The organism is Streptomyces barkulensis (genome assembly GCF_002843305.1).
Lineage (GTDB): Bacteria > Actinomycetota > Actinomycetes > Streptomycetales > Streptomycetaceae > Streptomyces > Streptomyces barkulensis.
Genome location: NZ_PGSG01000105.1, coordinates 45513 through 66830, shown reverse-complemented (window position 1 = coordinate 66830; position 21318 = coordinate 45513). Strand labels below are relative to the sequence as shown.

At 74.6% G+C, this 21318-nt stretch carries 17 protein-coding genes; 5 read left to right on the top strand and 12 right to left on the bottom strand.

What is annotated here, in order from left to right; genetic code table 11:
• Window positions 1–6: 6 nt before the first annotated feature.
• The 7 genes from murD to rsmH form a co-directional block, all read right to left on the bottom strand.
• The gene (gene murD, locus CUT83_RS22565; RefSeq protein ID WP_101257664.1) at window positions 7–1452 is read right to left on the bottom strand and encodes a UDP-N-acetylmuramoyl-L-alanine--D-glutamate ligase; all 1446 of its coding nucleotides are present in this window, start codon (window positions 1450–1452) and stop codon (window positions 7–9) included.
• A complete protein-coding gene (gene mraY, locus CUT83_RS22560; protein WP_101257663.1) occupies window positions 1449–2507 on the bottom strand; it encodes a phospho-N-acetylmuramoyl-pentapeptide-transferase in 1059 nt (352 codons plus the stop codon). Before mraY ends, murD begins: the two co-directional genes overlap by 4 nt.
• On the bottom strand, window positions 2507–3937 hold the full coding sequence (locus tag CUT83_RS22555; RefSeq protein ID WP_101257662.1) for a UDP-N-acetylmuramoyl-tripeptide--D-alanyl-D-alanine ligase: 1431 nt from the start codon (window positions 3935–3937) through the stop codon (window positions 2507–2509). The genes mraY and CUT83_RS22555 overlap by 1 nt, the downstream gene beginning before the upstream one ends.
• On the bottom strand, window positions 3934–5670 hold the full coding sequence (locus tag CUT83_RS22550; RefSeq protein WP_420882431.1) for a UDP-N-acetylmuramoyl-L-alanyl-D-glutamate--2,6-diaminopimelate ligase: 1737 nt from the start codon (window positions 5668–5670) through the stop codon (window positions 3934–3936). Before CUT83_RS22550 ends, CUT83_RS22555 begins: the two co-directional genes overlap by 4 nt.
• 25 nt (window positions 5671–5695) lie before the next feature.
• Window positions 5696–7669: a peptidoglycan D,D-transpeptidase FtsI family protein gene (locus CUT83_RS22545; protein ID WP_158239047.1), complete on the bottom strand. Its 1974-nt coding sequence runs from the start codon at window positions 7667–7669 to the stop codon at window positions 5696–5698.
• The gene (gene ftsL, locus CUT83_RS22540; RefSeq protein ID WP_338104179.1) at window positions 7666–7977 is read right to left on the bottom strand and encodes a cell division protein FtsL; all 312 of its coding nucleotides are present in this window, start codon (window positions 7975–7977) and stop codon (window positions 7666–7668) included. The genes CUT83_RS22545 and ftsL overlap by 4 nt, the downstream gene beginning before the upstream one ends.
• A gap of 128 nt (window positions 7978–8105) precedes the next feature.
• Window positions 8106–9062, bottom strand: coding sequence for a 16S rRNA (cytosine(1402)-N(4))-methyltransferase RsmH (gene rsmH / locus CUT83_RS22535; protein ID WP_101257660.1), 957 nt, complete (start codon window positions 9060–9062; stop codon window positions 8106–8108).
• A gap of 419 nt (window positions 9063–9481) precedes the next feature.
• On the opposite strand from rsmH, the gene CUT83_RS22530 reads away from it, so the two are divergent.
• The 4 genes from CUT83_RS22530 (at window position 9482) to CUT83_RS22515 (ending at window position 14911) form a co-directional block, all read left to right on the top strand.
• Window positions 9482–10012 carry a beta-class carbonic anhydrase gene (locus CUT83_RS22530; RefSeq protein ID WP_101257659.1) on the top strand — a complete coding sequence of 177 codons (531 nt, stop codon included), beginning with the start codon at window positions 9482–9484 and terminating at the stop codon, window positions 10010–10012.
• 140 nt (window positions 10013–10152) lie between these two features.
• The gene (locus CUT83_RS22525; protein ID WP_101257658.1) at window positions 10153–11178 is read left to right on the top strand and encodes an AAA family ATPase; all 1026 of its coding nucleotides are present in this window, start codon (window positions 10153–10155) and stop codon (window positions 11176–11178) included.
• Window positions 11178–12545, top strand: coding sequence for a DUF58 domain-containing protein (locus CUT83_RS22520; RefSeq protein WP_101257657.1), 1368 nt, complete (start codon window positions 11178–11180; stop codon window positions 12543–12545). Before CUT83_RS22525 ends, CUT83_RS22520 begins: the two co-directional genes overlap by 1 nt.
• The gene (locus CUT83_RS22515) at window positions 12542–14911 is read left to right on the top strand and encodes a transglutaminaseTgpA domain-containing protein (protein ID WP_101257787.1); all 2370 of its coding nucleotides are present in this window, start codon (window positions 12542–12544) and stop codon (window positions 14909–14911) included. The genes CUT83_RS22520 and CUT83_RS22515 overlap by 4 nt, the downstream gene beginning before the upstream one ends.
• A gap of 221 nt (window positions 14912–15132) precedes the next feature.
• Here the strand turns inward: CUT83_RS22515 and CUT83_RS22510 are convergent, their stop codons facing one another.
• From CUT83_RS22510 to CUT83_RS22500, 3 genes are all read right to left on the bottom strand, one after another.
• A complete protein-coding gene (locus CUT83_RS22510; RefSeq protein ID WP_101257656.1) occupies window positions 15133–15543 on the bottom strand; it encodes an SCO2097 family morphological protein in 411 nt (136 codons plus the stop codon).
• A 223-nt stretch (window positions 15544–15766) separates the two neighbouring features.
• Window positions 15767–16549 carry a methyltransferase gene (locus tag CUT83_RS22505; protein ID WP_101257655.1) on the bottom strand — a complete coding sequence of 261 codons (783 nt, stop codon included), beginning with the start codon at window positions 16547–16549 and terminating at the stop codon, window positions 15767–15769.
• Between the two features lie 101 nt (window positions 16550–16650).
• Window positions 16651–17160 carry an SAV_6107 family HEPN domain-containing protein gene (locus CUT83_RS22500; protein ID WP_240958004.1) on the bottom strand — a complete coding sequence of 170 codons (510 nt, stop codon included), beginning with the start codon at window positions 17158–17160 and terminating at the stop codon, window positions 16651–16653.
• A 636-nt stretch (window positions 17161–17796) separates the two neighbouring features.
• Here CUT83_RS22500 and CUT83_RS22495 point away from each other — a divergent pair.
• On the top strand, window positions 17797–19299 hold the full coding sequence (locus CUT83_RS22495) for a phytoene desaturase family protein (protein ID WP_101257654.1): 1503 nt from the start codon (window positions 17797–17799) through the stop codon (window positions 19297–19299).
• A 64-nt stretch (window positions 19300–19363) separates the two neighbouring features.
• Here CUT83_RS22495 and CUT83_RS22490 read toward each other — a convergent pair whose 3' ends face one another.
• On the bottom strand, window positions 19364–20347 hold the full coding sequence (locus tag CUT83_RS22490) for a COX15/CtaA family protein (protein ID WP_101257653.1): 984 nt from the start codon (window positions 20345–20347) through the stop codon (window positions 19364–19366).
• Between the two features lie 22 nt (window positions 20348–20369).
• On the bottom strand, window positions 20370–21287 hold the full coding sequence (gene metF / locus CUT83_RS22485; RefSeq protein ID WP_101257652.1) for a methylenetetrahydrofolate reductase [NAD(P)H]: 918 nt from the start codon (window positions 21285–21287) through the stop codon (window positions 20370–20372).
• Between the last annotated feature and the right edge of the window lie 31 nt (window positions 21288–21318).

The window sequence follows — 21318 nt, the reverse complement described above, 5'->3', positions numbered from 1 at the left end:
GGCGGGTTATCGCTCCCGCGCCGCGGGGCGGTCCGCGGCCAGGTCGCGGACCGCGGCGGCGAAGGCGTCCCCGCGCGCGTGGTAGTTGGTGAACATGTCCATCGAGGCGCAGGCCGGAGCCAGCAGGACGGTGTCCCCCGGGCGGGCCAGCCGGGCGGCCTCGCCGACCGCCGCCGCCATCGCCCCAGTGTCGGTCCGGCCGAGATCGACGACCGGGACATCCGGGGCGTGTCGCGCCAGCGCTTCACGGATCAGGTGACGGTCCGCGCCGATCAGCACCGCCGCGCGCAGCCGCTTCGCGGACCCGGCGACCAGTTCGTCGAAGACGGCTCCCTTGGCCAGCCCTCCGGCGATCCACACCACCGGGTCGTAGGCGTTCAGCGACGCCTGGGCGGCATGGGTGTTGGTGGCCTTGGAGTCGTCGACGTAGGCCACCTCCTCCACGTCGGCGACATGCTCGATGCGGTGCGGGTCGGGCCGGAAGGCGCGCAGGCCCTCGCGTACCGCCCCCGGCTCCACGCCGTAGGCGCGGGCCAGGGCCGCGGCGGCCAGGGCGTTGGCGATGTTGTGCGGGGCGGGCGGGTCGACGTCCGCGACCCCGGCCAGCTCCTGGGCCTGCCTGCGCCGGTCGGGGACGAAGGCCCGGTCCACCAGTACGCCGTCCACGACGCCCAGTTGGGACGGTGCGGGGGCGCCGAGGGTGAAGCCGATGGCCCGGCAGCCCTCCACCACGTCGGCGCGGCGCACCAGTTCCTCGGTGCGGGGGTCGGCGGTGTTGTAGACGCAGGCGACCTCGTTGCCCTCGTAGATCCGGCCCTTGTCGGCGGCGTACGCCTCCATCGAGCCGTGCCAGTCGAGGTGGTCGGGCGCCAGGTTGAGCACCGCGGCCGAGTGGGGGCGCACCGAGGGGGACCAGTGGAGCTGGTAGCTGGACAGCTCCACCGCGAGCACGTCGTACGGTTCGCCGCCCAGGACCGCGTCCAGCAGCGAGACGCCGATGTTGCCGACCGCCGCGGTGCGCAGCCCGGCGGCCTCCAGGACGGAGGCGAGCATCCGCACCGTGGTGGTCTTGCCGTTGGTGCCGGTGACGGCCAGCCAGGGCGCGGCGCCGGGGCCGCGCAGCCGCCAGGCCAGCTCCACGTCGCCCCACACCGGTACGCCCGCGGCCGCGGCCGCCGCGAACAGCGGCTTGTCCGGCCGCCAGCCGGGCGTGGTGACGACCAGTTCGGTGCCCTCGGGCAGGGTGGCCCCGTCGCCGAGGCGCACCGCGGCCCCCAGCTCCTCCAGTTCGGCGGCCTGCCGCCGGGCGCGTTCGTCGTCGCCGTCGTTGACGACCGTCACCTCCGCTCCCAGGGACCGCAGTACGCGCGCGGCGGGGATCCCGGAGACGCCGAGGCCGGCGACGGTGACGTGCTTCCCGGCGAACTCCTCGCCGACGGGGCCGCGCGTCATTTCCCGGCCGCCCAGCCGGCGTAGAACAGGCCGATTCCGACGATCACGCACATGCCCTGGATGATCCAGAAGCGGACCACGACCAGCACCTCGCTCCAGCCCTTGAGCTCGAAGTGGTGCTGGAGCGGCGCCATTCTGAAGACCCGCTTGCCCGTCAGCCGGAACGAGCCGACCTGGATGACGACGGACATGGTGATGAGGACGAACAGGCCGCCGAGCAGGGCGAGCAGCAGCTCGGTGCGGGAGACGATGGCCAGGCCGGCCAGCGCGCCGCCCAGGGCCAGCGAGCCGGTGTCGCCCATGAAGATCTTGGCGGGCGAGGTGTTCCACCACAGGAAGCCGAAGCAGGCGCCCATCAGGGCCGAGGCGACGACCGCGAGGTCGAGCGGGTCGCGCACCTCGAAGCAGCTCGGGCTGCCGGTGATGGCGCAGGAGTCCTGGTACTGCCACACCCCGATGAAGGTGTAGGCGCCGAAGACCATCACCGAGGCGCCGGTGGCCAGACCGTCCAGACCGTCGGTGAGGTTCACGCCGTTGGACATCGCCAGGATCATGAACAGCGCCCAGATCACGAAGAGCACCGGCCCGATCGACCAACCGAAGTCCTCGGTGAAGGAGAGCTTGGTGGACGCCGGGGTCTGGCCGCGGGCGTCGGCGAAGTTCAGCGACAGGACCGCGAAGGCGACGCCGACGATGAGCTGGCCGAGCATCTTGGCCTTGGCCCGCAGGCCCAGGCTGCGCTGCTTGACGATCTTGATGTAGTCGTCGAGGAAGCCGACCAGGCCCATGCCGGCCATCAGGAAGAGCACCAGCACGCCGGAGAAGGACGGCTGCTCGCCGGTGACGACCTTGGTGAGCGCGTAGGCGATCAGCGTCGCCAGGATGAAGGCGATGCCGCCCATGGTGGGGGTGCCGCGCTTGCTGTGGTGGTCCCGCGGCCCGTCGTCGCGGATGTACTGCCCGTAGCCCTTGCGGGCCAGCAGCTTGATCAGCAGCGGAGTGCCGATCAGGGTCAGGAAGAGCCCGATGACCCCGGAGAAGAGGATCTGCCTCATCATCGGCCGGCGACCTCTCCCCTGCCTTCGGCGGACAGACCCCGGCCCTCGACCAGCGCGAGCGCCACCTTCTCCAGGCCGGCCGACCTGGAGGCCTTCACCAGCACGACATCCCCCGGCCGCAGATCGTCGCGCAACAGGTCGATTGCCGCCTGCGCGTCGGACACGTGCACCGACTCCTCACCCCACGAACCCTCGTTCTTGGCGCCCATGTCGATCCAGCGGGCCTCCCGGCCGCCGACCGCCACGAGCTTGCTGACGTTGAGCCGGACGGCCATCCGTCCGACCGCGTCGTGCTCGGCGAGCGACTCCTCGCCGAGCTCGGCCATCTCGCCGAGCACCGCCCACGTGCGACGCCCCTTGCCCATGGCGGCGAGCGCACGGAGCGCGGCCCGCACGGATTCGGGGTTCGCGTTGTAGGCGTCGTTGACGACGGTCACGCCGTCCGAGCGCTCGGTGACCTCCATCCGCCAGCGGGAGAGCGTGCCGGCCTCGGAGAGCGCGGTGGCGATCCCGTCGGCGGGCATGCCCAACTCGTGGGCTACGGCGGCCGCGGCGAGCGCGTTCGACACGTGGTGCTCACCGTACAGGCGCATGGTCACATCGCTGCACCCGGTGGGGGTGTGGAGGGTGAAGGCGGGCTGCCCCTTCGGGGTGAGACGGACATTCTCGGCACGGATGTCGGCCTCCTCGGCCTCGCCGAAGAGGAGGACGCGTGCCTCGGTGCGGGCGCGCATGGCGCGCACCAGGGGGTCGTCGGCGTTGAGGACGGCCACGCCGCCCTCGTCCGCCGGGGGGAGGGACTCCACCAGCTCGCCCTTGGCCCGGGCGATCTGCTCCCGGCCGCCGAACTCGCCGATGTGCGCGGACCCGACGTTGAGGACCACGCCGATGCGCGGCGGGGTCAGTCCGGTCAGGTAGCGGATGTGGCCGATGCCTCGGGCGCCCATCTCCAGCACGAGGTGGCGGGTGCCCTCCTCGGCGCTCAGCGCGGTCAGCGGCAGGCCGATCTCGTTGTTGAGCGAGCCGGGGGGGAAGACGGTCGGGCCCAGCCGCCGCAGGAGCTGGGCGATCAGGTCCTTGGTGCTGGTCTTGCCGGCGGAGCCGGTGAGGGCGACGACGGCGGTACCCAGCCGCCGCACCACGTGGCGGGCCAGGGCTCCCAGGGCGGTCTCCACGTCGTCGACGACGACCGCGGGCACACCGACGGGCCGGGCGGCCAGCACGGCCGCCGCACCGTCGGCGACGGCGCGGGCGGCGAAGTCGTGGCCGTCCACCCGGGCCCCGTCGAAGGCGACGAAGAGCGCGCCGGGGCGCACCTCCCGGGAGTCCTTGACCACGGGACCGGTGACGGTCGGCTCCGGGTCCGGTATGTCGTGGACCCGGCCGGAGACGATGCCGGCGATCTCCGTGGGGGTCAGCGGGATCACGGCGCGCTCTCCCCGCTGTCCCCGTCGCCCGCCGCGTCCGCGGCGCCCGCCGTGTTCCGCCGGGCGGCCGTGGCCTGCTCGACGGCCTCGCGCAGCACCTCGCGGTCGTCGAAGGGACGGACCACCCCGGCGATGTCCTGGCCCACCTCGTGGCCCTTGCCGGCCACCAGCACCGTGTCCCCGGGCTCGGCCCGGGCGACGGCCGCCGCGATGGCCGCGGCCCGGTCCTCCTCCACCAGCACGGTGCCGCGCTCGTGGATCGGGACCTCGGCCGCGCCCGCGAGCATGGCGGCGAGAATGGCCAGCGGATCCTCCGAGCGCGGGTTGTCGGAGGTCAGGACGGCGGTGTCGGCCAGCCGGGCCAGCGCCGCGCCCATGGCGGGGCGCTTGTGCGGGTCGCGGTCGCCGCCGCAGCCGAGCACCGCGTGCACCCGGCCCTCGGTGACCTTGCGCAGGGCGCGCAGCACGGAGTCGACGGCGTCGGGCTTGTGCGCGTAGTCCACGACCGCCAGGTACGGCTGGCCGGCGTCCACGCGCTCCAGGCGGCCCGGCACGCCGGGCACCGCCGCGACGCCCTCGGCCGCGGTCTTCAGGTCGATTCCGGCGGCGACCAGGGCGGTGATGGCCGCGAGCGCGTTGGCGACGTTGAACGGGCCGGGCAGGGGGGCACTGGCGCGGGCCGTCTCACCGTCCGGTCCGATGACGGTGAAGGTGGAGCCCAGCGGGCCGATCTCCACGTCGCTCGCGCGCCAGTCGGCGTCCGGGTGGCCCTCGGCGGAGAAGGTGGTGACGGGGACCTCGCTGACGCCGGCGGCCAGCCGCTGCCCGTACTCGTCGTCGATGTTGACCACTCCGGCGCGGGAGCGGGCCTTGGTGAACAGCTGCGCCTTCGCCCGGAAGTAGTCCTCCATGTCCGGGTGGAAGTCCAGGTGCTCGGGGCTGAGGTTGTTGAAGACGGCGATGTCGAAGACGCAGCCGTCCACCCGGCCCAGCACCAGCGCGTGGCTGGAGACCTCCATGGCCACGGAGCGCACCCCGCGCTCGCGCATCACGGCGAACAGCGCCTGGAGCTCGGTGGCCTCGGGGGTGGTGCGCTCGGACTTGATCCGCTCGTCGCCGATGCGGGACTCGACCGTGCCGATCAGCCCGGTCGGCTCTCCCTCCTTCGCCGCCGCGCGCAGCCCGCCCTCGATGAGGTAGGCGGTGGTGGTCTTGCCGGAGGTGCCGGTGATGCCGATCTGCAGCAGGTCCCGGCCCGGCTCGCCGTAGATGGCGGCGGCCAGGTCGCCCGTCACCTCGCGCGGCTCGTCCACCGTCAGCACCGGCAGACCGGTGGCGGCGGCCCGCTCGGTGCCCGTGGGGTCGGTGAGCACCGCGACGGCGCCCAGGCGGGCCGCCTGGACGGCGAAGTCCGCGCCGTGGAAGCGGGCGCCGGGACGTGCGATGTAGATGTCGCCGGGGAGTACGGCGCGCGAGTCGTGGGTGATGCCGGTGACGGCCGCGTCGCCCTCGGGGGCCGCGACCCCCAGCCGCCGGGCCAGCTCCGCCAGCGGCACGGGACGGACCCGCTCCGGGCGGGGCGGGGCGGGCAGGGATGGGGTCTGATCAGCGTGTGGCACGGCGGTGAGCGTACCCGCCGTGCCGGGGCCGCCGCGAAGCGAGGGGCCGGGTGTGCCGGGCGCGCCGTCGGCGGCGGCGGGGCTGTTGCGGGGGAGGTCGTCGATGGTTCTCACGGTCGCTTTCCGGTCGGTTCCCGGGTCAGTCCCGGGGGTCGAAGGTGACGGGCAGTCGCGGGGGCTCGGCGCCGGTCGGGGGGATCCGCAGGGCCTTGAGCGCGTACTTCATGACCTGCTGGTACACCGGGCCGCACACCTGGCTGCCGAAGTAGCTGCCCTTCTTGGGGTTCTGCACGGCGCAGTAGACGGTGACGCGGGGCGCGTCGGCGGGGGCGAACCCGGCGAAGGAGGAGGTGTAGCCGTTGTAGCGGCCCGTTTCGGGGTCCACCCGGTTGGCCGTGCCGGTCTTGCCCGCCACCCGGTAGCCGGGGATGCGCGCGGTGGTGCCGGTGCCCTCCATGTCCGCCACCACCGACTCCAGCATGGTGGCGAGCGTCGTGGCGGTCCTCTCGCTGACGACACGGGTCCGCTGCGGCTTCGGCGCGGGCCTCCACTCCCCGTCGGGCCCGGTGGTGCCGCGCACCAGGGACGGTTCGACGCGCACGCCCCCGTTGGCGACGGTGGAGTAGACCGAGGCCGCCTGGACGGCGTTGATCGACAGGCCCTGTCCGAAGGGGATGGTGTACTGCTGCGAGGCGTTCCAGTCCCCTGGGTCGGCGAGGATGCCGGGGGTCTCGCCGGGGAAGTCCAGACCGGTCTTCTGCCCGAGCCCGAACTTGCGCAGGTAGGAGTGGAGCACCCGGTTGGCCTCCGCCTGGGTGTCGCCGAGCTGCTCGACGGCCAGGATGGTGCCGATGTTGCTGGACTTGGCGAGCACCCCGTTGAGGGTGAGGTACCAGGTGGGGTGGTCGACGTCGTCGGCGAAGCTGCGGTCCGCGCGCGGCAGCCGGTTGGGCACCACGACATGGGTGCCCGGGGTGGCCGCGCCCTCCTCCAGGACCGCGGCCATGGACATCACCTTGCTGGTGGAGCCGGGCTCGTAGGCGTCCTCCACGGCGCCGTTGCGCAGTGCGGAGGCGCTGGCCGTGGACAGGTCGCCCGGGTCGTAGCCGGGCGCGTCGGCCATGGCGAGGATCTCGCCGCTGCGGACGTCCTGGACGATCACGTAGCCGCTGTCGGCGTCGGACTTCTCGACCTGCTCCTCGATGGCGCTCTGCGCGGCCCACTGGATGTCGCGGTCGAGGGTGAGCTCCACGTCCGAGCCGGGGCGCGCGGGCTGCTCGTGCTCGCCGGCTGTGGGCACCTGGCGGCCGCCGGACTGGGCGTAGGTGATCTTGCCGTCCTTCCCGGCCAGCACCTTGTCGAACTTCGCCTCCAGACCGCCGCGGCCCCTGCCCTCGGAGTTGACGAAGCCGAGCACGGCGGCCGCGAGCTCTCCTCCCGGGTAGACCCGTTTGGCGTGCTCCTCGGAGTACACCCCGGCCAGCACGTGGTGGCCCCCGCCGGCGCGCTGCCGTCCGGCCAGCACACGCTTGAGATCGGTGATCTGCCGCCAGACCTGCGGGGACTGCTGCCGGGCCAGGAGGACGTAGCGGGTCTCCTTCCGGGAGAGCCGCTCGGTGAGCGTCGCCTCGTCCACGCCGAGGACGGGGGCGAGCAGTTCGGCCGCCTGGGCCGGCGCGTCGGGGACCTTCGTCTGCTCGGGGGTGAACAGGTAGGGGTCGGCGGTGATGTCGTACGCGTCGACCGTGGTGGCCAGGGCGACGCCGTCGCGGTCGGTGACGGTGCCGCGCTCGGCGGCGAGCGGGACGGTGATGTAGCGGTTGACGTCGGCCTTGGCGGCGTAGGTGCTCGCGTCCACGGCCTGCACCTGGAACAGCCGCACGGTGAAGGCCAGCATCACCAGGGCCAGCAGGACACCGAGAAGCCTCAGCCGGGGGCGGGGACTGCCCAGCCGTACGGTGTCCGGCCCGGACCGGGGCCTCGGCCTGGGCCTGGGCCTGGGCGCGCGGGCGGCGGGCCGTGGCTCACGGGCGGAGCGGGGCGCGGCGGAACGGGACGCGGCGGAACGCGGGGCGGGCTGCGTACGGCGGGGGCGCCGGGGGCGCTCGCTCACGGGGTGTCCTCCCCCTCGGGCCCCCCGGGTGCGGCGGGGGCCGGTTCGGGCGCGCCCCGGACGGTGCCGTCCGGGAGGATGAAGGCGGGGTTCCCGCCGGGCACCATGTCCAGCTCCCGGGCCCGTTCGGCCAGTGCGTCCGGCGCGGAGAAGGAGTCCAGCTCCTGCTGGAGCGCCTGCTCCTCGTCGGCCAGCTCACCGGCCCGTTTCTCCAGCTCCCTCAGTTCGAAGGACCCCTGGTTGACGGACGCGTTGAGCAGCAGCAGGGCCAGCAGCCCGGAGCCGAGCAGCAGGACCACCAGCAGCACGAAGGGAGCGCGGGCCGGCGCGGAGGGGCCGCCCGCGGGGACCAGTCGCGCCAGCCTCGCCAGCCGCTGCTGGGGTGTCGGGTAGGCCGGTCCTCCGGTGGCCCGGGGTACGGCCTTCGGCGTGTCCTTCAGGGCTCCTCCCGGATGCGCTCGGCGCCGCGCAGCCGGGCGGGGGCGGCGCGGCGGTTCTCGGCGACCTCTTCCTCGGCGGGGAGTTCCGCGCCCCGGGTCAGCAGCCGCAGCCGGGGCTGGTAGCGCTCGGGGACCACCGGCAGCCCCGGCGGCGCGGTGCTGGTGGCGCCCGCGGCGAGCACCTGCTTGACCAGGCGGTCCTCCAGCGAGTGGTAGGACAGGACGGCGATCCGGCCGCCCACCGCCAGCGCGGCGACGGCAGCCGGCAGCGCCCGCTCCAGCACGGCCAGTTCGCCGTTGACCTCGATGCGCAGCGCCTGGAAGGTGCGCTTGGCGGGATTGCCCCCGGTCCGCTTGGCCGCCTGCGGCAGCGCCTCGCGGATCAGCTCGACCAGCCGGGCACTGCCGGCGAACGGCTCCCTCTCGCGCTCGCGCACGATCGCGGAGACGATCCGCCTGGCCTGCTTCTCCTCGCCGTAGGCGCGCAGGATGCGCACCAGCTCGCCGGGCGGGTAGGTGTTGAGGACCTCCGCGGCGCCGACGCCCCTGCTCTGGTCCATCCGCATGTCCAGCGGCGCGTCCCTGGAGTACGCGAAACCGCGCTCGGCCTCGTCGAGCTGCATGGAGGACACACCGAGGTCGAACAGGACCCCCTGGACGCGCGGCACGCCGAGCCGCCCCAGCACCTCGGGCAGTTCGTCGTAGACGGCGTGCACCAGGGTGGCCCGGTCGCCGAAGCGGGCCAGGCGCTCGCCGGCCAGTTCCAGCGCGGCCGGGTCCCGGTCCAGGCCGACCAGCCGGACGTCCGGGAACTCCGACAGCATCGCCTCGCTGTGCCCGCCCAGCCCGAGGGTGCAGTCCACGACGGTGGCGCCGGGCTCGCGCAGGGCGGGGGCGAGCAGGTCCAGACAGCGTCCGAGCATGACCGGGACGTGCCGCTCGTTGGTGCTCACTGGACTCTCCTTGAGCGGGCCCGTACGGCCTGGTCCCCGCCCGCTCTTGAAGGGGAAGACCGGCGGCCGGCGCCGGGGAAGGGGCACCGGCCGGCCGGGAGCGGGAGGAGGCCGGGCCGTACGCGGCCGTACGCGCGCCCGCGCACATGGGATTCTGGGGTTCGACAGGGGGAGCCCGGCGCTTGCCCGGCTCCCGCTTCGCGTCACTTTAGCCCACTCGTCCCCCCGGTCAACCAACTGGTCAGGCGCGTCCCGGCCGCATTCCCCGCACAGGCGTGCCGCGGATCCCGGCGGCCGGTTCCACCCGCACGGGGGCCACGCACCACCCGTGTGGGTTACCTCACACACCGTGCGCGTTGACCGGCTTTGCCCTGCCCCCCTCCGAGCCGGACCCGGACGGGGCGGTTACGGTCATAGGCATGCCATCGTCTTCCTCCGAAGGGCCGGTCATCGACCGCCTCGTCGCAGCCAACCAGCGTTACGCAGCCGAGTTCACCGACCCGGGAATGGACGCCCGGCCGGTGCTGAAGGTCGCCGTCGTCGCCTGTATGGACGCCCGGCTGGACCTCCACGCCGCCCTCGGCCTCGAACTCGGCGACTGCCACACCATCCGCAACGCCGGCGGCGTGGTCACCGACGACGTCATCCGCTCGCTGACCATCAGCCAGCGCGCCCTGGGTACGCGCGCCGTCGTGCTGATCCACCACACCGGCTGCGGCCTGCTGAATCTGACCGAGGACTTCCGGCACGAACTGGAGCTGGAGGTCGGCCAGCGCCCGTCGTGGGCCGTCGAGTCCTTCAGGGACGCCGACCAGGACGTGCGACAGTCGATGGAGCGGGTACGTACTTCACCGTTCCTGCTGCACACCGGCGACGTACGGGGCTTCGTCTTCGACGTCACCACGGGTCTGCTCCGGGAGATCGACCCGGCGAACGGCCCGGGATCGTGACGCACGGAGCTGTGTAAGTGAAGAATGTCTGAGTGACGGCTCTCCCCCGCGGGCACCTCCCGCGGGGGACGCCGGTTGTTCGGGGATGGGTCGGCCCGCCGCGGGGCGGACCGGCCCGTGAGCGGGCCGAGGAGGGCCGGGTGACGACCTATGACGAACGAGCTGATCTCAGCGATCTGACCGCCACGGCGGACCGGGTGCGCCGGTCGGTGGAGAGCGTGATCGAGGGCAAGCCGGAGGTCGTACGGCTCTCGCTGACCGTGCTGCTGGCCGAGGGGCACCTGCTGATCGAGGACGTGCCGGGCGTGGGGAAGACCATGCTCGCCAAGGCGCTGGCCAGATCCGTGGACTGCTCGGTCCGCAGGATCCAGTTCACCCCCGACCTGCTGCCCTCCGACATCACGGGGGTGAGCGTCTACGACCAGCAGCACCAGGAGTTCGAGTTCAAGCCGGGCGCCATCTTCGCCCAGGTCGTGATCGGCGACGAGATCAACCGCGCCTCCCCCAAGACCCAGTCGGCCCTGCTGGAGTCGATGGAGGAGCGGCAGGTCACCGTCGACGGGCGCAGCTACGAACTGCCCGACCCGTTCATGGTGGTGGCCACCCAGAACCCGGTCGAGATGGAGGGCACCTACCCGCTGCCCGAGGCCCAGCGCGACCGCTTCATGGTGCGGGTGTCGATCGGCTACCCCTCTCCCGAGGCCGAACTGCGGATGCTCGACGTGCACGGCGGGGTCTCCCCGCTGGACGGTCTGCAGCCGGTCGCCCACGCGCACGAGATCGCCAAGCTGGTGGAGGCGGTGCGCGGCGTGCACGTCTCCGAGCCGGTCCGCCGGTACGCCGTCGACCTGGTCGCCGGCACCCGCGGCCACCCCGAGCTGCGCCTGGGCGCCTCGCCCCGGGCCACCCTGCACCTGCTGCGGGCGTCGAAGGCGGCGGCGGCCCTGGCCGGCCGGAACTTCGTGCTGCCCGACGACGTCCAGGCACTGGCCGTGCCCGTGCTGGCGCACCGGCTGCTGCCCACCGCCCAGGCCCAGCTCGGCGGGCGCGTCTCGGAGCAGATCGTCCTCGACATCGTGCGGCGCGTTCCCGTGCCCGTGTCCAACTACCGGGAGGCGACCTCGCGGCCCCCGCTGTACGGCCGGCCCTCCCAGCGGGGACTGTGATGGACGGCCCCGGTACGGCCGCCCCGGACGCCGGCGGAGGCACGGACGGGGGGCCGTGGGCACAGGGGCGCCGGGGTTCGCTGCGCGCCGCGCTCGCCGGGCTCACCACCCGGGGGCGCTCGTTCCTGGCCGCGGGAGCGGCCGCGGTGGTGTGCGCCTACGTGCTGGGGCAGGGCGACCTGCTGCGGGTGGGGGTGCTGCTGGCCGCGCTGCCCCTGGTCTGCGTGATCGTGCTGTACCGCACCCGCCACCGCGTGGCGGCCTCCCGGCGGCTGTCCCCGGCCCGCGTACCCGCCCGGGAGGAGGCCCTCGTGCACCTGCGGCTGGACAACGTCTCGCGGCTTCCGACCTCCCTGCTGATGCTCCAGGACCAGGTCCCCTACGTCCTGGGCCCGCGCCCGCGCTTCGTCCTGGACCGGGTGGAACCGGGCGGCCGGCGCGAGGTCTCCTACCGGGTCCGCTCCGACCTGCGGGGACGCTATCCGATAGGTCCACTGCAGCTGCGGCTGACGGATCCGTTCGGCATGGTGGAGCTGACCCGGTCCTTCAGCTCCCGCGACACCCTCACCGTCGTGCCCCGGACCGAGGAACTGCCCCCCGTACGGCCGGCCGGGGAGGCGGCCGGACTCGGCGAGGGGCGGCACCGGTCCCTGGCCACGGCCGGCGACGACGACGTGATCCCGCGCGGTTACCGCCACGGCGACGACCTGCGCCGGGTGCACTGGCGCTCCACCGCGCGCCACGGGGAGCTGATGGTGCGCCGCGAGGAGCAGCCGCAGCGGCCGCGCTGCACCGTGCTGCTGGACACCCGCCGGGCGGCCTGGGCCGGCTCCGGCCCGGAGTCGGCGTTCGAGTGGGCGGTCTCGGGAGCCGCCTCGGTCGCCGTGCACCTGCTGGAGCGCGGCTACGCGGTACGGCTGCTGACCGACACCGGCGCACCGGTGCCCGGACCGGACGGTGCCGGTACCGACATCGCCGCCCTCGACACCGCCGGGCTGCTCCTGGACACCCTCGCGGTGGTGGAGCACTCCGGCGAACCGGGCCTGGCACGGGCGTACGAGGCGCTGCGCGGCGGCAGCGGCGGTGGCGGGCAGGAGGGACTGCTGGTGGCCTTCCTCGGTGCGCTGGACGGCGAGCAGACGGCGCTGGCCGGCCGGATGCGGCAGCGCGCGGGAGGCGCGGTGGCCCTCCTGCCCCGCGGGCTGCGCGAGCCGGCCGCGCAGGAGGAGGGGGAGCGGCTGCTGCGCGAGGCGGGCTGGACGGTGCTGCCGTACGTGCCCGGGGACGCGCTGCCCGATCTGTGGCGGCGGGCGGACCGGTCCTCGGGCGGGGCGCCCGGGCGGACGGCGAGGAGCGGAGGACGATGAGCGGACAGGCCCGGCTGGCGTTCTGCGCCTGGGCGGCCACCCTGGCGGCGGCGTGCGCGCTGCTGCCGCTGGTCGCCCCGGCCGGCTGGCTGTTCCAGGCCGCCCTGCTGCTGGGCGTCCAGAGCGCGGTGGGCACGGTGGTGCGGCGTACGACACCGGCCGGACCGCCGGCGGTGGCGGCGCAGGCGGTGGTGTCGCTGCTGGCGCTCACCTTCGTCTTCGTCCGCGGCGACGCCGTGCTCGGGGTGCTGCCGGGCCCGGAGGCCGTCGAGGCCTTCGGCGCGCTGCTGGCACAGGGCACCGCGGACGTCGGCCGGTACTCCATCCCGGCCCCGGTCACCGACGGCATCCGGCTGCTGCTGGTGGGCGGCGTGGTCGTCATCGGCCTGCTGGTGGACCTGCTCGCGGTGACGTACCGGGCCGCGGCCCCCGCCGGACTGCCGCTGCTGGCGCTGTACTCGGTCGCGGCCGGGCTGTCCCCGGAAGGGGGGAGCCTGCTGTGGTTCCTGTGCGCGGCCGCCGGCTATCTGCTGCTGCTCCTGGCGGAGGGCCGGGACCGGCTGTCGCGGTGGGGCCGGGTGTTCGGCGGCGGCGCCGGTGCCGCGCGGCCCGGCCCCGCCGCGCCGCCCCCGGTGCGCACCGGGCGGAGGATCGGCGCGGTGGCGCTGGGCATCGCCCTGGTAGTGCCCGCGGTGCTGCCGTCGCTGGGCGGCGGACTGCTGGACACCGCGCGCCAGGGACGGGGCACGGGGGACGGGGGCGGCACGATCTCGGCGGTCAATCCGCTGGTCGCGCTGCAGGACAGCCTGAACCAGCCGGACAACCGCACGGTGCTGACGTACACCACCGATGCCGGGAGCACCTCGGACATGTATCTGCGGATCGTGGCGCTGGACCGGTTCGACGGCACGTCCTGGAAGCCGTCGGAGCGCCGGATCACCGATCTTCCGCGGCCGCTTCCCCCGGTGCCCGGGCTGTCGCCGTCCGTGGCCACCGAGCGCGTCACCACCTCGTTCCGGGCCGCCGGCTGGTACGCCCAGAACTGGCTGCCCATGCCGTATCCGGCCGCCGAGGTGCGCATCGACGGCCGCTGGCGTTTCGAACCGGAGGGCCGCACGCTCGTCGGCGACCGCGGGCAGACCACCCGGGGCGTGCGGTACGAGGTGGACAGCCTGGTCGTGCGGCCGACCGCACGGCAGCTGGCGGACGCCCCGGCCCCCCCGCCGCAGATCATGGAGGAGTACACCGGCGTACCGGATTCGCTGCCGTCCGTGGTGGCCGAGATGGCGCGGAACGTCACCGAGGGGGCGGCCGGCGACTACGAGCGGGCCGTGAGGCTCCAGGACTGGTTCTCCTCCCAGGGCGGCTTCCGCTACGACACCCAGGTGAAGGCGGGCAGCGGCAGCGCGGCCATCGCCCGCTTCCTGGAGGACCGGGAGGGCTTCTGCGTCCACTTCGCCTTCTCCATGGCCGCCATGGCCCGCACCCTGGACATCCCGGCGCGGGTCGCGGTGGGGTTCACGGCCGGGGCGTCCGACGGCAGCGGCGGGATGACGGTGGGGCTGCAGGACGCGCACGCCTGGCCGGAGCTGTACTTCGAGGGCGTGGGCTGGACCCGCTTCGAGCCCACCCCGAGCCGGGGCAGCGTGCCGGAGTACACCCAGCCCGACCTGCCCTCCCCCGAGCAGTCGGACGTTCCCGAGCCGCGGCCGGACGACAGCGCGCAGCCGCTCCCGGAGCCCTCGCGGTCCGAGGAGTGCGTCCCGGGGCAGGGCACGGAGGACTGCGGCGCGGCGGCCCTCCCGCACGGCGGCGAGGCCGCCGGCGGCGGCTTCCCGGTGGGCAGTGCCCTGCTGGTGGCGGCATCGGTGCTGCTCGCCGCGGGGATCCTGGCGCTGCCGGCCCTGTGGCGGAGCAGGGTCCGGCGCCGGCGGCTGGGCGGCGGCGGACCGGGCACCCGCACGCTCGCCGCCTGGCGGGAGGCGACCGACTCCGCCTGGGACCTGGGCGTCCTCCCGCAGGAGTCCGCCACCGTGCGGACGGCCGCGGCGCGCGTCGTACGGCTGGGGAAGCTGGAGGGCGAGGCCGCCGGGGCCGTGCACCGGCTGGCCACGGCGGTCGAGCAGGCGCTCTACGCCCCCGAGCCGCGGTCGGCGCAGGGACTGGCCGAGGACGTGCGGCTCGTGCGGGCCGGGCTGTGGGCGGCCGCCGGGCGCGGTGCGCGGCTGCGGGCCCTGCTGCTGCCGCGGTCGGCCGTACGGGCGGTGTGGGCCGTCTCGGAGCGCTGGTCGGCCTCGGCCGGGCGGTGGAGCGGCTCGGTGCGGCGGGCACTCGCGCGGATCAGGCCGTCGCGGCAGCGGGTCTGAGGCCCGGGGGCCGGGAGGCCGCCTGCCGGCGGACGGACCGCGGGAGGCGGCCGCCCGCTGTCGTCGGTCCTGACCGACAGGTCGTGGTGACAGGTCGTGGTGACAGATCGTGGTGACAGGCTGTGCCGGTCGTGCGGAGGGCGTCACGACGGCGCTGTCGGGTCGCGGTGGTCGTGCGCGCCGCCCGCCACCAGAGGCGTCGGCAGCGCGCGAGCGGACCGTTACTGCTGCTCGTCCCGGCGGCGCTGCCAGCGGTCCTCGATGCGGTTCATCATCGAGCGGCGCGGCCTGCCCTGCCTTCGCGAATGCGGACGGCCTCCGGCGTCGTGACCCTGCTCTGCGGGGGGCTGCTCACCCGGCTTGGGAGCCTTGCGCCAGCCCGTCACCGCGAGGACGGCGCAGCCGAGCATCACCAGGAAGCCCAGCACACTGACGATGACCAGCTTCGCGACCATCCCGGCCATGAGGAGCGCGACGCCCACCAGAAAGCCCGCGACCGCCTGGTAGACCCGTCGCCGGGTGTACGTGCGCAGCTCGCTTCCCTCGAGCGCTGTCGCGAACTTGGGGTCTTCGGCGTACAGCGCTCGCTCCATCTGCTCGAGCATCCGCTGCTCGTGCTCAGAGAGCGGCACGGAGTCCTCCTACTCGTCGGTCGCGGGGGCGACCGGATGCGACCCTTCAAGGATAGGCAGGGATTCGCCCCCGTGAAACCCGCCCCTCTACGCCAGTTCGTGCCACCGGGACCGGGGGCCGGGTGGCGGTGTCGGGCTTCTCATTCCCCCGCCGCCACGCCGTCATGCCGGTTGGTGTGCTTCGATCATACGGCGGGTAGCCGCCGTTCGGGTCGCCTGTGGCCTACCGCACCTCGCCGGCGGACGGCGCGGAGCCCTCCCGGGTACGCGCCAGTACGTGGAGGTGTGCCGCGACGGTCCGGAAGGCGGGCAGTTCGGCCACCGCCTCCTCCAGCGCCGCCAGGGCCTCCGCGGCGCCGGGCTCGGCGTCCAGCAGCGCGCCCGGCACCAGGTCCGCGAAGACCCGCACACCGTGGACCGCGCCGACCTCCAGCCCGTTGGCGGCCACCAGGGACTCAAGCCGCTCGGGGGTGAAGCGCCGGGGCACCGGGTCCCCGCCGCCCCACCGGCCGTCGGGGTCGCTCAGCGCCCGGCGGGCTTCGGTGAAGTGCCCCGCCAGGGCGCGGGCGAGCACCGCGCCGCCGAGTCCGGCGGCGAGCACGCTCAGGGTGCCGCCCCGGGGGCGCAGCGCGGCCGCGACGTTGCGCAGTCCCTCGGCCGGGTCGTCGACGTACTCCAGGACCCCGTGGCAGAGCACCACGTCGTAGCCGCCGCGCTCGGCCACGTCGAACAGCCCGTGCGCGTCGCCCTGCACGCCGCGCACCCGGTCGGCCACGCCCTCCTCCGTCGCGCGGCGCTCCAGCGCGAACAGCGCGTCGGGGCTGGGGTCCACCACGGTGACGCGGTGGCCCAGCCGGGCGACGGGCACGGCGAAGTTGCCGGTGCCGCCGCCGGTGTCCAGGACGTCGAGCGTCTCCCGGCCCGCGGCCCTGGCCCGGTCGTCGAGTGCTTCCCGCAGGACCTCCCAGACCACGGCGGTGCGGAAGTGTGCGTGGGGGCGGGACATGGCGGACGCTCCTAGGCGGCTCGGACGTGGCTGGCCCAAGCCTATTGCGTCGCCGCCGCGGCCCGGCCGGCCGGGCCGCGGCGGAAATCCCCGCCCCGGCCTCAGCCCGCTCGCAGCCGCGGCCCCTCATCCTCCGGGCGGCCGCGCTCCCCCGGCTCCTCCAGGCCCCGGGGAAGGGGCAGCACGGGCTGCCTCACCAGCATCTGCTCGACGATGCGCAGGAACATCCCCGCGTCGCGTATCAGGTCGTCGCAGTCGCGCCGGCCGACCGCGCCGGCGATGCCCGCCTCGGCACGGGCGCGCTTGGCCGCCCCGGCGGCGAACAGCCTGCACCACTCGTCCAGCTCGGGCGCCACCTCGGGCAGCACCTCCCAGGCGCTGCGTATGCGCCGTCTGGCACGTGCGGTGGACTCGGGACGGCCGCGCACGGCGAGCACCGCGGCGGCGGTGCGCAGGGCGGCCAGGTGTGCGGTGGCGTACCGGTCGTTGGGGTGCTCCAGCTCCGCCGCCTCGTCGAGTCCGCGCCGCGCCTGGGCGAGCAGGTCGAGTGCGGCGGGCGGGGCCGATGCCCTGCGCAGCACGGGGTGGACATCCTCCGGGGGCCCGTTCATCTGCGAACCTCCTGTCATCGTCATGACCGTCACGACTGTGCTGTTCGCGTGCTGCCCGCCGTGCTGTCCGCACGCGCGGGTCGCGACCGGCGATCGCGATGGGAACATCGTTGCGCATCCCACTGACAATCGGCCCCGACCTGGGCAAACATCTCCTGTCGGGGCTCGTCCGGCGTAACGGGGGACAGCGCCCGGCAAGCCGCGCGGGACCTGCGGCGGCAACGGACCTGACCGGGCAGGGCCGGGCTGGGCAGGGCTGGATTGGGCAGGGCAGGGCAGGGCCGGACTGGGCCGGACCGTGTTCCGGCCGGAGGGGCCGCCGGAGGCGGTTACCGGCGCGCTGTCGCGGCTGCCGAGCGGGCGGAACGGCAGGAGCGGGCGGCCCGGCCGATCCGCCGTTCCGCCCGCTCCCGTCCCCCGTGTCCCCCGAGCGTTCCCCCTACAGACGGCCGCCGCGCCGCTCCGCCGCCCCGTGCCGGCGGTGCGGCGCCGCGTTCCCGTCGTCTCCGACTCTGCCGTCCACGCCTGGTGAAGACCATCCGTACGGCTACTCAGAACCGGACTCAGGTACTTCTACTCATCTACTGCGTACGGCCCTTCGAAGCTGTTACCGCACCCCGGTTAGAGTGCCTGGTCATGGCACGGACTGTGGTGATCGGCGCCGGTATGGGCGCCATGGCCGCCGCCGCCAGGCTGGCCGTGGCGGGCCACCGGGTGACGGTGTACGAGCGGACGCGGACCCACGGCGGCGCGGTGCGCCGTCTGGAGCGGGACGGATTCGGTTTCGACACCGGTCCCGGGCTGCTGTACCTGCCCGCCGTCTGGCGGGACCTCTTCGTCAAGACCGGCCGCGAGCCGCTGGAGGAGTGCGTCGCGCTGACCGAGGTGGACCCGGCCGTACGCCACGTCTTCGCCGACGGCACGTCCGTCCTCCTGCCCGGCGGTTCCCGGGCGGGCACGGTCGACGCCCTGGACGCGGCCCTGGGCGCGGGCGCGGGAGAGCGGTGGAGCGAGCTGCTGGGCCGCGGCCGCCGGACGTGGGAGGCCACCCGGCGCCCGCTGCTGGAGGAGCCGCTGACCGACGCCGGCGACCGCGCCCGGCTCGGCGCCGACCCGTATCCGGCGCCGCGGCGCGGGCTGCTGCGCCGCCGCGCACCCTTCCTGTCCGAGATCGCCCGCGCCGAGCTGCGCGACCCGCGACTGGTGGCGCTGCTGGAGAGCCACGCGCTCGCCCACGGCCTCGACCCGCGCCGCACCCCGGCGAGCGCCGCCGTCCTGCCGTATCTGGAGCAGACCTTCGGCACCTGGTACGTCGGCGGGGGGATGCGCGCGCTGGCGGACGCGGTGTACGAGCGGTGCCTGGCACGCGGGGTGGAGTTCCGGTTCGGCACGGCGGTGTCCCGGATCACGGTGGAGGGCGGCCGGGCCGCCGGGGTGGAGCCGGCCGACGGATCACGGGTGACCGCGGACACCGTGGTCTGCGGAATCGACCCCCGGCCGATGTACGGCGGCCGGGCCAGCGCGGCGGACGGCGGCCCCGGCTACGCGGCGGGACGGCTGACCGTGCTGCTCGCGCTGCGCGGCGCCCGGCCCAAGGGCACCGTCCACCGCACCGTGGTGCACACCGGGGGGCCGGGCGGGACGGCGCGCACCGTCACCGTGCTGCGGCCCGGCGACCCGGCGCTGGTCCCCGGTGCGGAGTACGAGTCGGCGGTGCTGTCGGTGACCGTTCCGCCGCACCGCGCGGGGGCGGCCGGCCCGTCGGCCGGCGCGGGGGGCGGGGACGGCGGGGCCGTGGACTGGACGGCGCCGGGCGCGGCCGAGCGGGCCGCGGACGAGGCGCTGGCCGCCGCGGACGCCGCCGGGCTCGGCCTGGGCGGGCGGGTGCTGTGGCGTGAGGTGCGCACCCCCGCCGACACCGAGCGGGAGACCGGGGCGCCCGGCGGTGCGGTGCCCGCCCCCGCTCTGGCGGGGGCGGGCGGGGCCTTTCTGCGGGCGGCCAACTCCACGGGTACGGCCGGGCTGTACCGGGTGGGCGGCTCGGCCCATCCGGGCGGCGGGCTGGCGCACGCCGGGATGTCGGGGGCGCTGGCCGCCGGGCTGATCGTCGAGGGGGACGACTGGCGCGGATCGCGGTGACGCGGCCGGGCGGAGGCCGGGGCGGCCGGACGGCACGAGCCGGGCTGCCCAGTGGCGGGACTGCTCAGTGGCGGGGCTGCTCGCCGTAGGGGTGAGCGGCCCCGGTGGCCGGGTCGTACCCGGCCTCGCCGTAGCCGTAGCCGTATCCGCCGTATCCGCCGTCCTCGGCGTACTGTCCGGGCTGCGGCTCGGAGCCGCGCTGCTGGGGCACCCAGACCCCGCCGGGCGGGGTCTGACCGGCGTACGGGTCGGCGGGGTGGCCGGTGCCGTATCCGTCGCCGTAGGAGGGGTCGGAGGCGTAACCCTGGCCGCCCTGCGCGTCGTGGGCGGGCCCGCCGGAGGCGTCGGCGTACGGGTCGTAGTAGGCGGCGTACTGCTGCTGCCCGTCCCCCGTGCCGTAGCCGTAGTCGTACGACCCGGCGTACTGGCCGCCCTGGTCGTAGCCGGGATGGCCCGTGTAGTCACCGGTGGCGTACGGGGTGGAGTGGGCGGGTTGCTGTCCCTGTTCGCCGTACTGCCCCTGCTCGTCGTACTGCCCCTGCTCGTCGTACCGGTCCTGCTCGCCGTACCGGTCCCGCTCGTCGTACCGCTCCCCCGGCTGCCCGGAGGAGTCGCCGCGCTCGTAGACGCCGTAACCGCCGGTGTCGTCGGGCAGCGGCTCCGGGCTGTACGCGGGGGGCTCCGCCTCGTGGACCTCCAGCCCGGAGACCTCCAGGTGCGGATCGGCGTCCTGGGGCGGCATGGGGCGCACCTCGCGGCGGCGCCTGCTGGTGCCGGGCATGCCGCCCAGCGCCCAGCCCGCGGTGAAGCCGCGCCGGTAGGAGAGGGTGACGAAGGTCTGGCCGACCGTGAAGGCCGCTCCGCCGAGCGCGATGACCGTCAGGGACAGCGGCACCGAGGAGATCGCCACCACCCCGAGGACCACCATGGTGAACCCGCCGAAGGCCAGCAGCCGCCAGCGCAGTCTCGCCTTGTACTGCAGCAGCACCTCGGCCAGCAGCCAGACCGCGACGATGCCGAACGCGATGTAGAGGAGCGTCCACCCCATGTACGTCCTCCCACCCCGTCTTCTAGCCCCGCCGGTGCAGGCCCAGATTCTCGTAGATCTCCAGCGTCGCCGTGGAGTGGTTGAGGGTGATGAAGTGGAGTCCGGGGACGTCTTCGGACATCAGCCTCGCGCACAGCTCCGTGGCGTACTCGATTCCCAATGAGCGTACAGCGGCCGGATCGTGCTCCACCGCGAGGATGCGTTCGGCCAGGTCCGGAGGGAAGGTCGCGTTGCTCAGCTTCGCGAACCGCTCGATCTGCCGCACGCTCGTGACGGGCATGATCTCCGGAATGATCGGGACGTCGCAACCCGTCGCGGCCACCTTGTCGCGCAGCCGCAGGTAGTCGTCCGCGTAGAAGAACATCTGCGTGATGGCGTAGTCGGCGCCGGCCCGGCACTTGTCGACGAAGTGGCGGATGTCGCTGTCCCAGTCGGGCGAGCGCGGGTGCATCTCGGGGAAGGCGGCCACACCGACGCAGAAGTCCCCCGACTCCTTGATGAGCCGGACGAGCTCGGCGGCGTAGGTGATGCCCTGCGGATGCGGTACCCACTCGCCGGTGGGGTCGCCGGGCGGGTCGCCGCGGACGGCGAACATGTTGCGGATGCCGGCGTCCGCGTACTGGCCGATGACGTTGCGCAGCTCGGCCACCGAGTGGTCCACCGCGGTGAGGTGGGCGACGGGGGTGAGGGTCGTCTCGGTGGCGATCCGCTCGGTGGCGCGCACGGTGCCCTCCCGGGAGGAGCCTCCGGCGCCGTAGGTCACCGACACGAAGGTGGGGGCGACGGCCTCGACGCGGCGGATGGCGTTCCAGAGGGTGCGCTCGCCCTTCTCCGTCTTGGGCGCGTAGAACTCGAAGGAGTACGAGCGCTCGCCGGAGGCGAGCAGCTCGCGGACGGTGCGCGCGCGATCCGTCCTGGTGGAAGGGGTACCGAGGGCCATGTCGGCAGGCTAACCGGCACCCCGGCCGCAC

Excerpts from the sequence above, each read along its gene's own strand:
- murD (WP_101257664.1), bottom strand. The coding sequence starts at position 1,452 with ATGACGCGCGGCCCCGTCGGCGAGGAGTTCGCCGGGAAGCACGTCACC.
- mraY (WP_101257663.1), bottom strand. The coding sequence starts at position 2,507 with ATGAGGCAGATCCTCTTCTCCGGGGTCATCGGGCTCTTCCTGACCCTG.
- CUT83_RS22530 (WP_101257659.1), top strand. The coding sequence starts at position 9,482 with ATGCCATCGTCTTCCTCCGAAGGGCCGGTCATCGACCGCCTCGTCGCA.
- CUT83_RS22520 (WP_101257657.1), top strand. The coding sequence starts at position 11,178 with ATGGACGGCCCCGGTACGGCCGCCCCGGACGCCGGCGGAGGCACGGAC.
- CUT83_RS22515 (WP_101257787.1), top strand. The coding sequence starts at position 12,542 with ATGAGCGGACAGGCCCGGCTGGCGTTCTGCGCCTGGGCGGCCACCCTG.
- CUT83_RS22505 (WP_101257655.1), bottom strand. The coding sequence starts at position 16,549 with ATGTCCCGCCCCCACGCACACTTCCGCACCGCCGTGGTCTGGGAGGTC.
- CUT83_RS22500 (WP_240958004.1), bottom strand. The coding sequence starts at position 17,160 with ATGAACGGGCCCCCGGAGGATGTCCACCCCGTGCTGCGCAGGGCATCG.
- CUT83_RS22495 (WP_101257654.1), top strand. The coding sequence starts at position 17,797 with ATGGCACGGACTGTGGTGATCGGCGCCGGTATGGGCGCCATGGCCGCC.
- CUT83_RS22490 (WP_101257653.1), bottom strand. The coding sequence starts at position 20,347 with ATGGGGTGGACGCTCCTCTACATCGCGTTCGGCATCGTCGCGGTCTGG.
- metF (WP_101257652.1), bottom strand. The coding sequence starts at position 21,287 with ATGGCCCTCGGTACCCCTTCCACCAGGACGGATCGCGCGCGCACCGTC.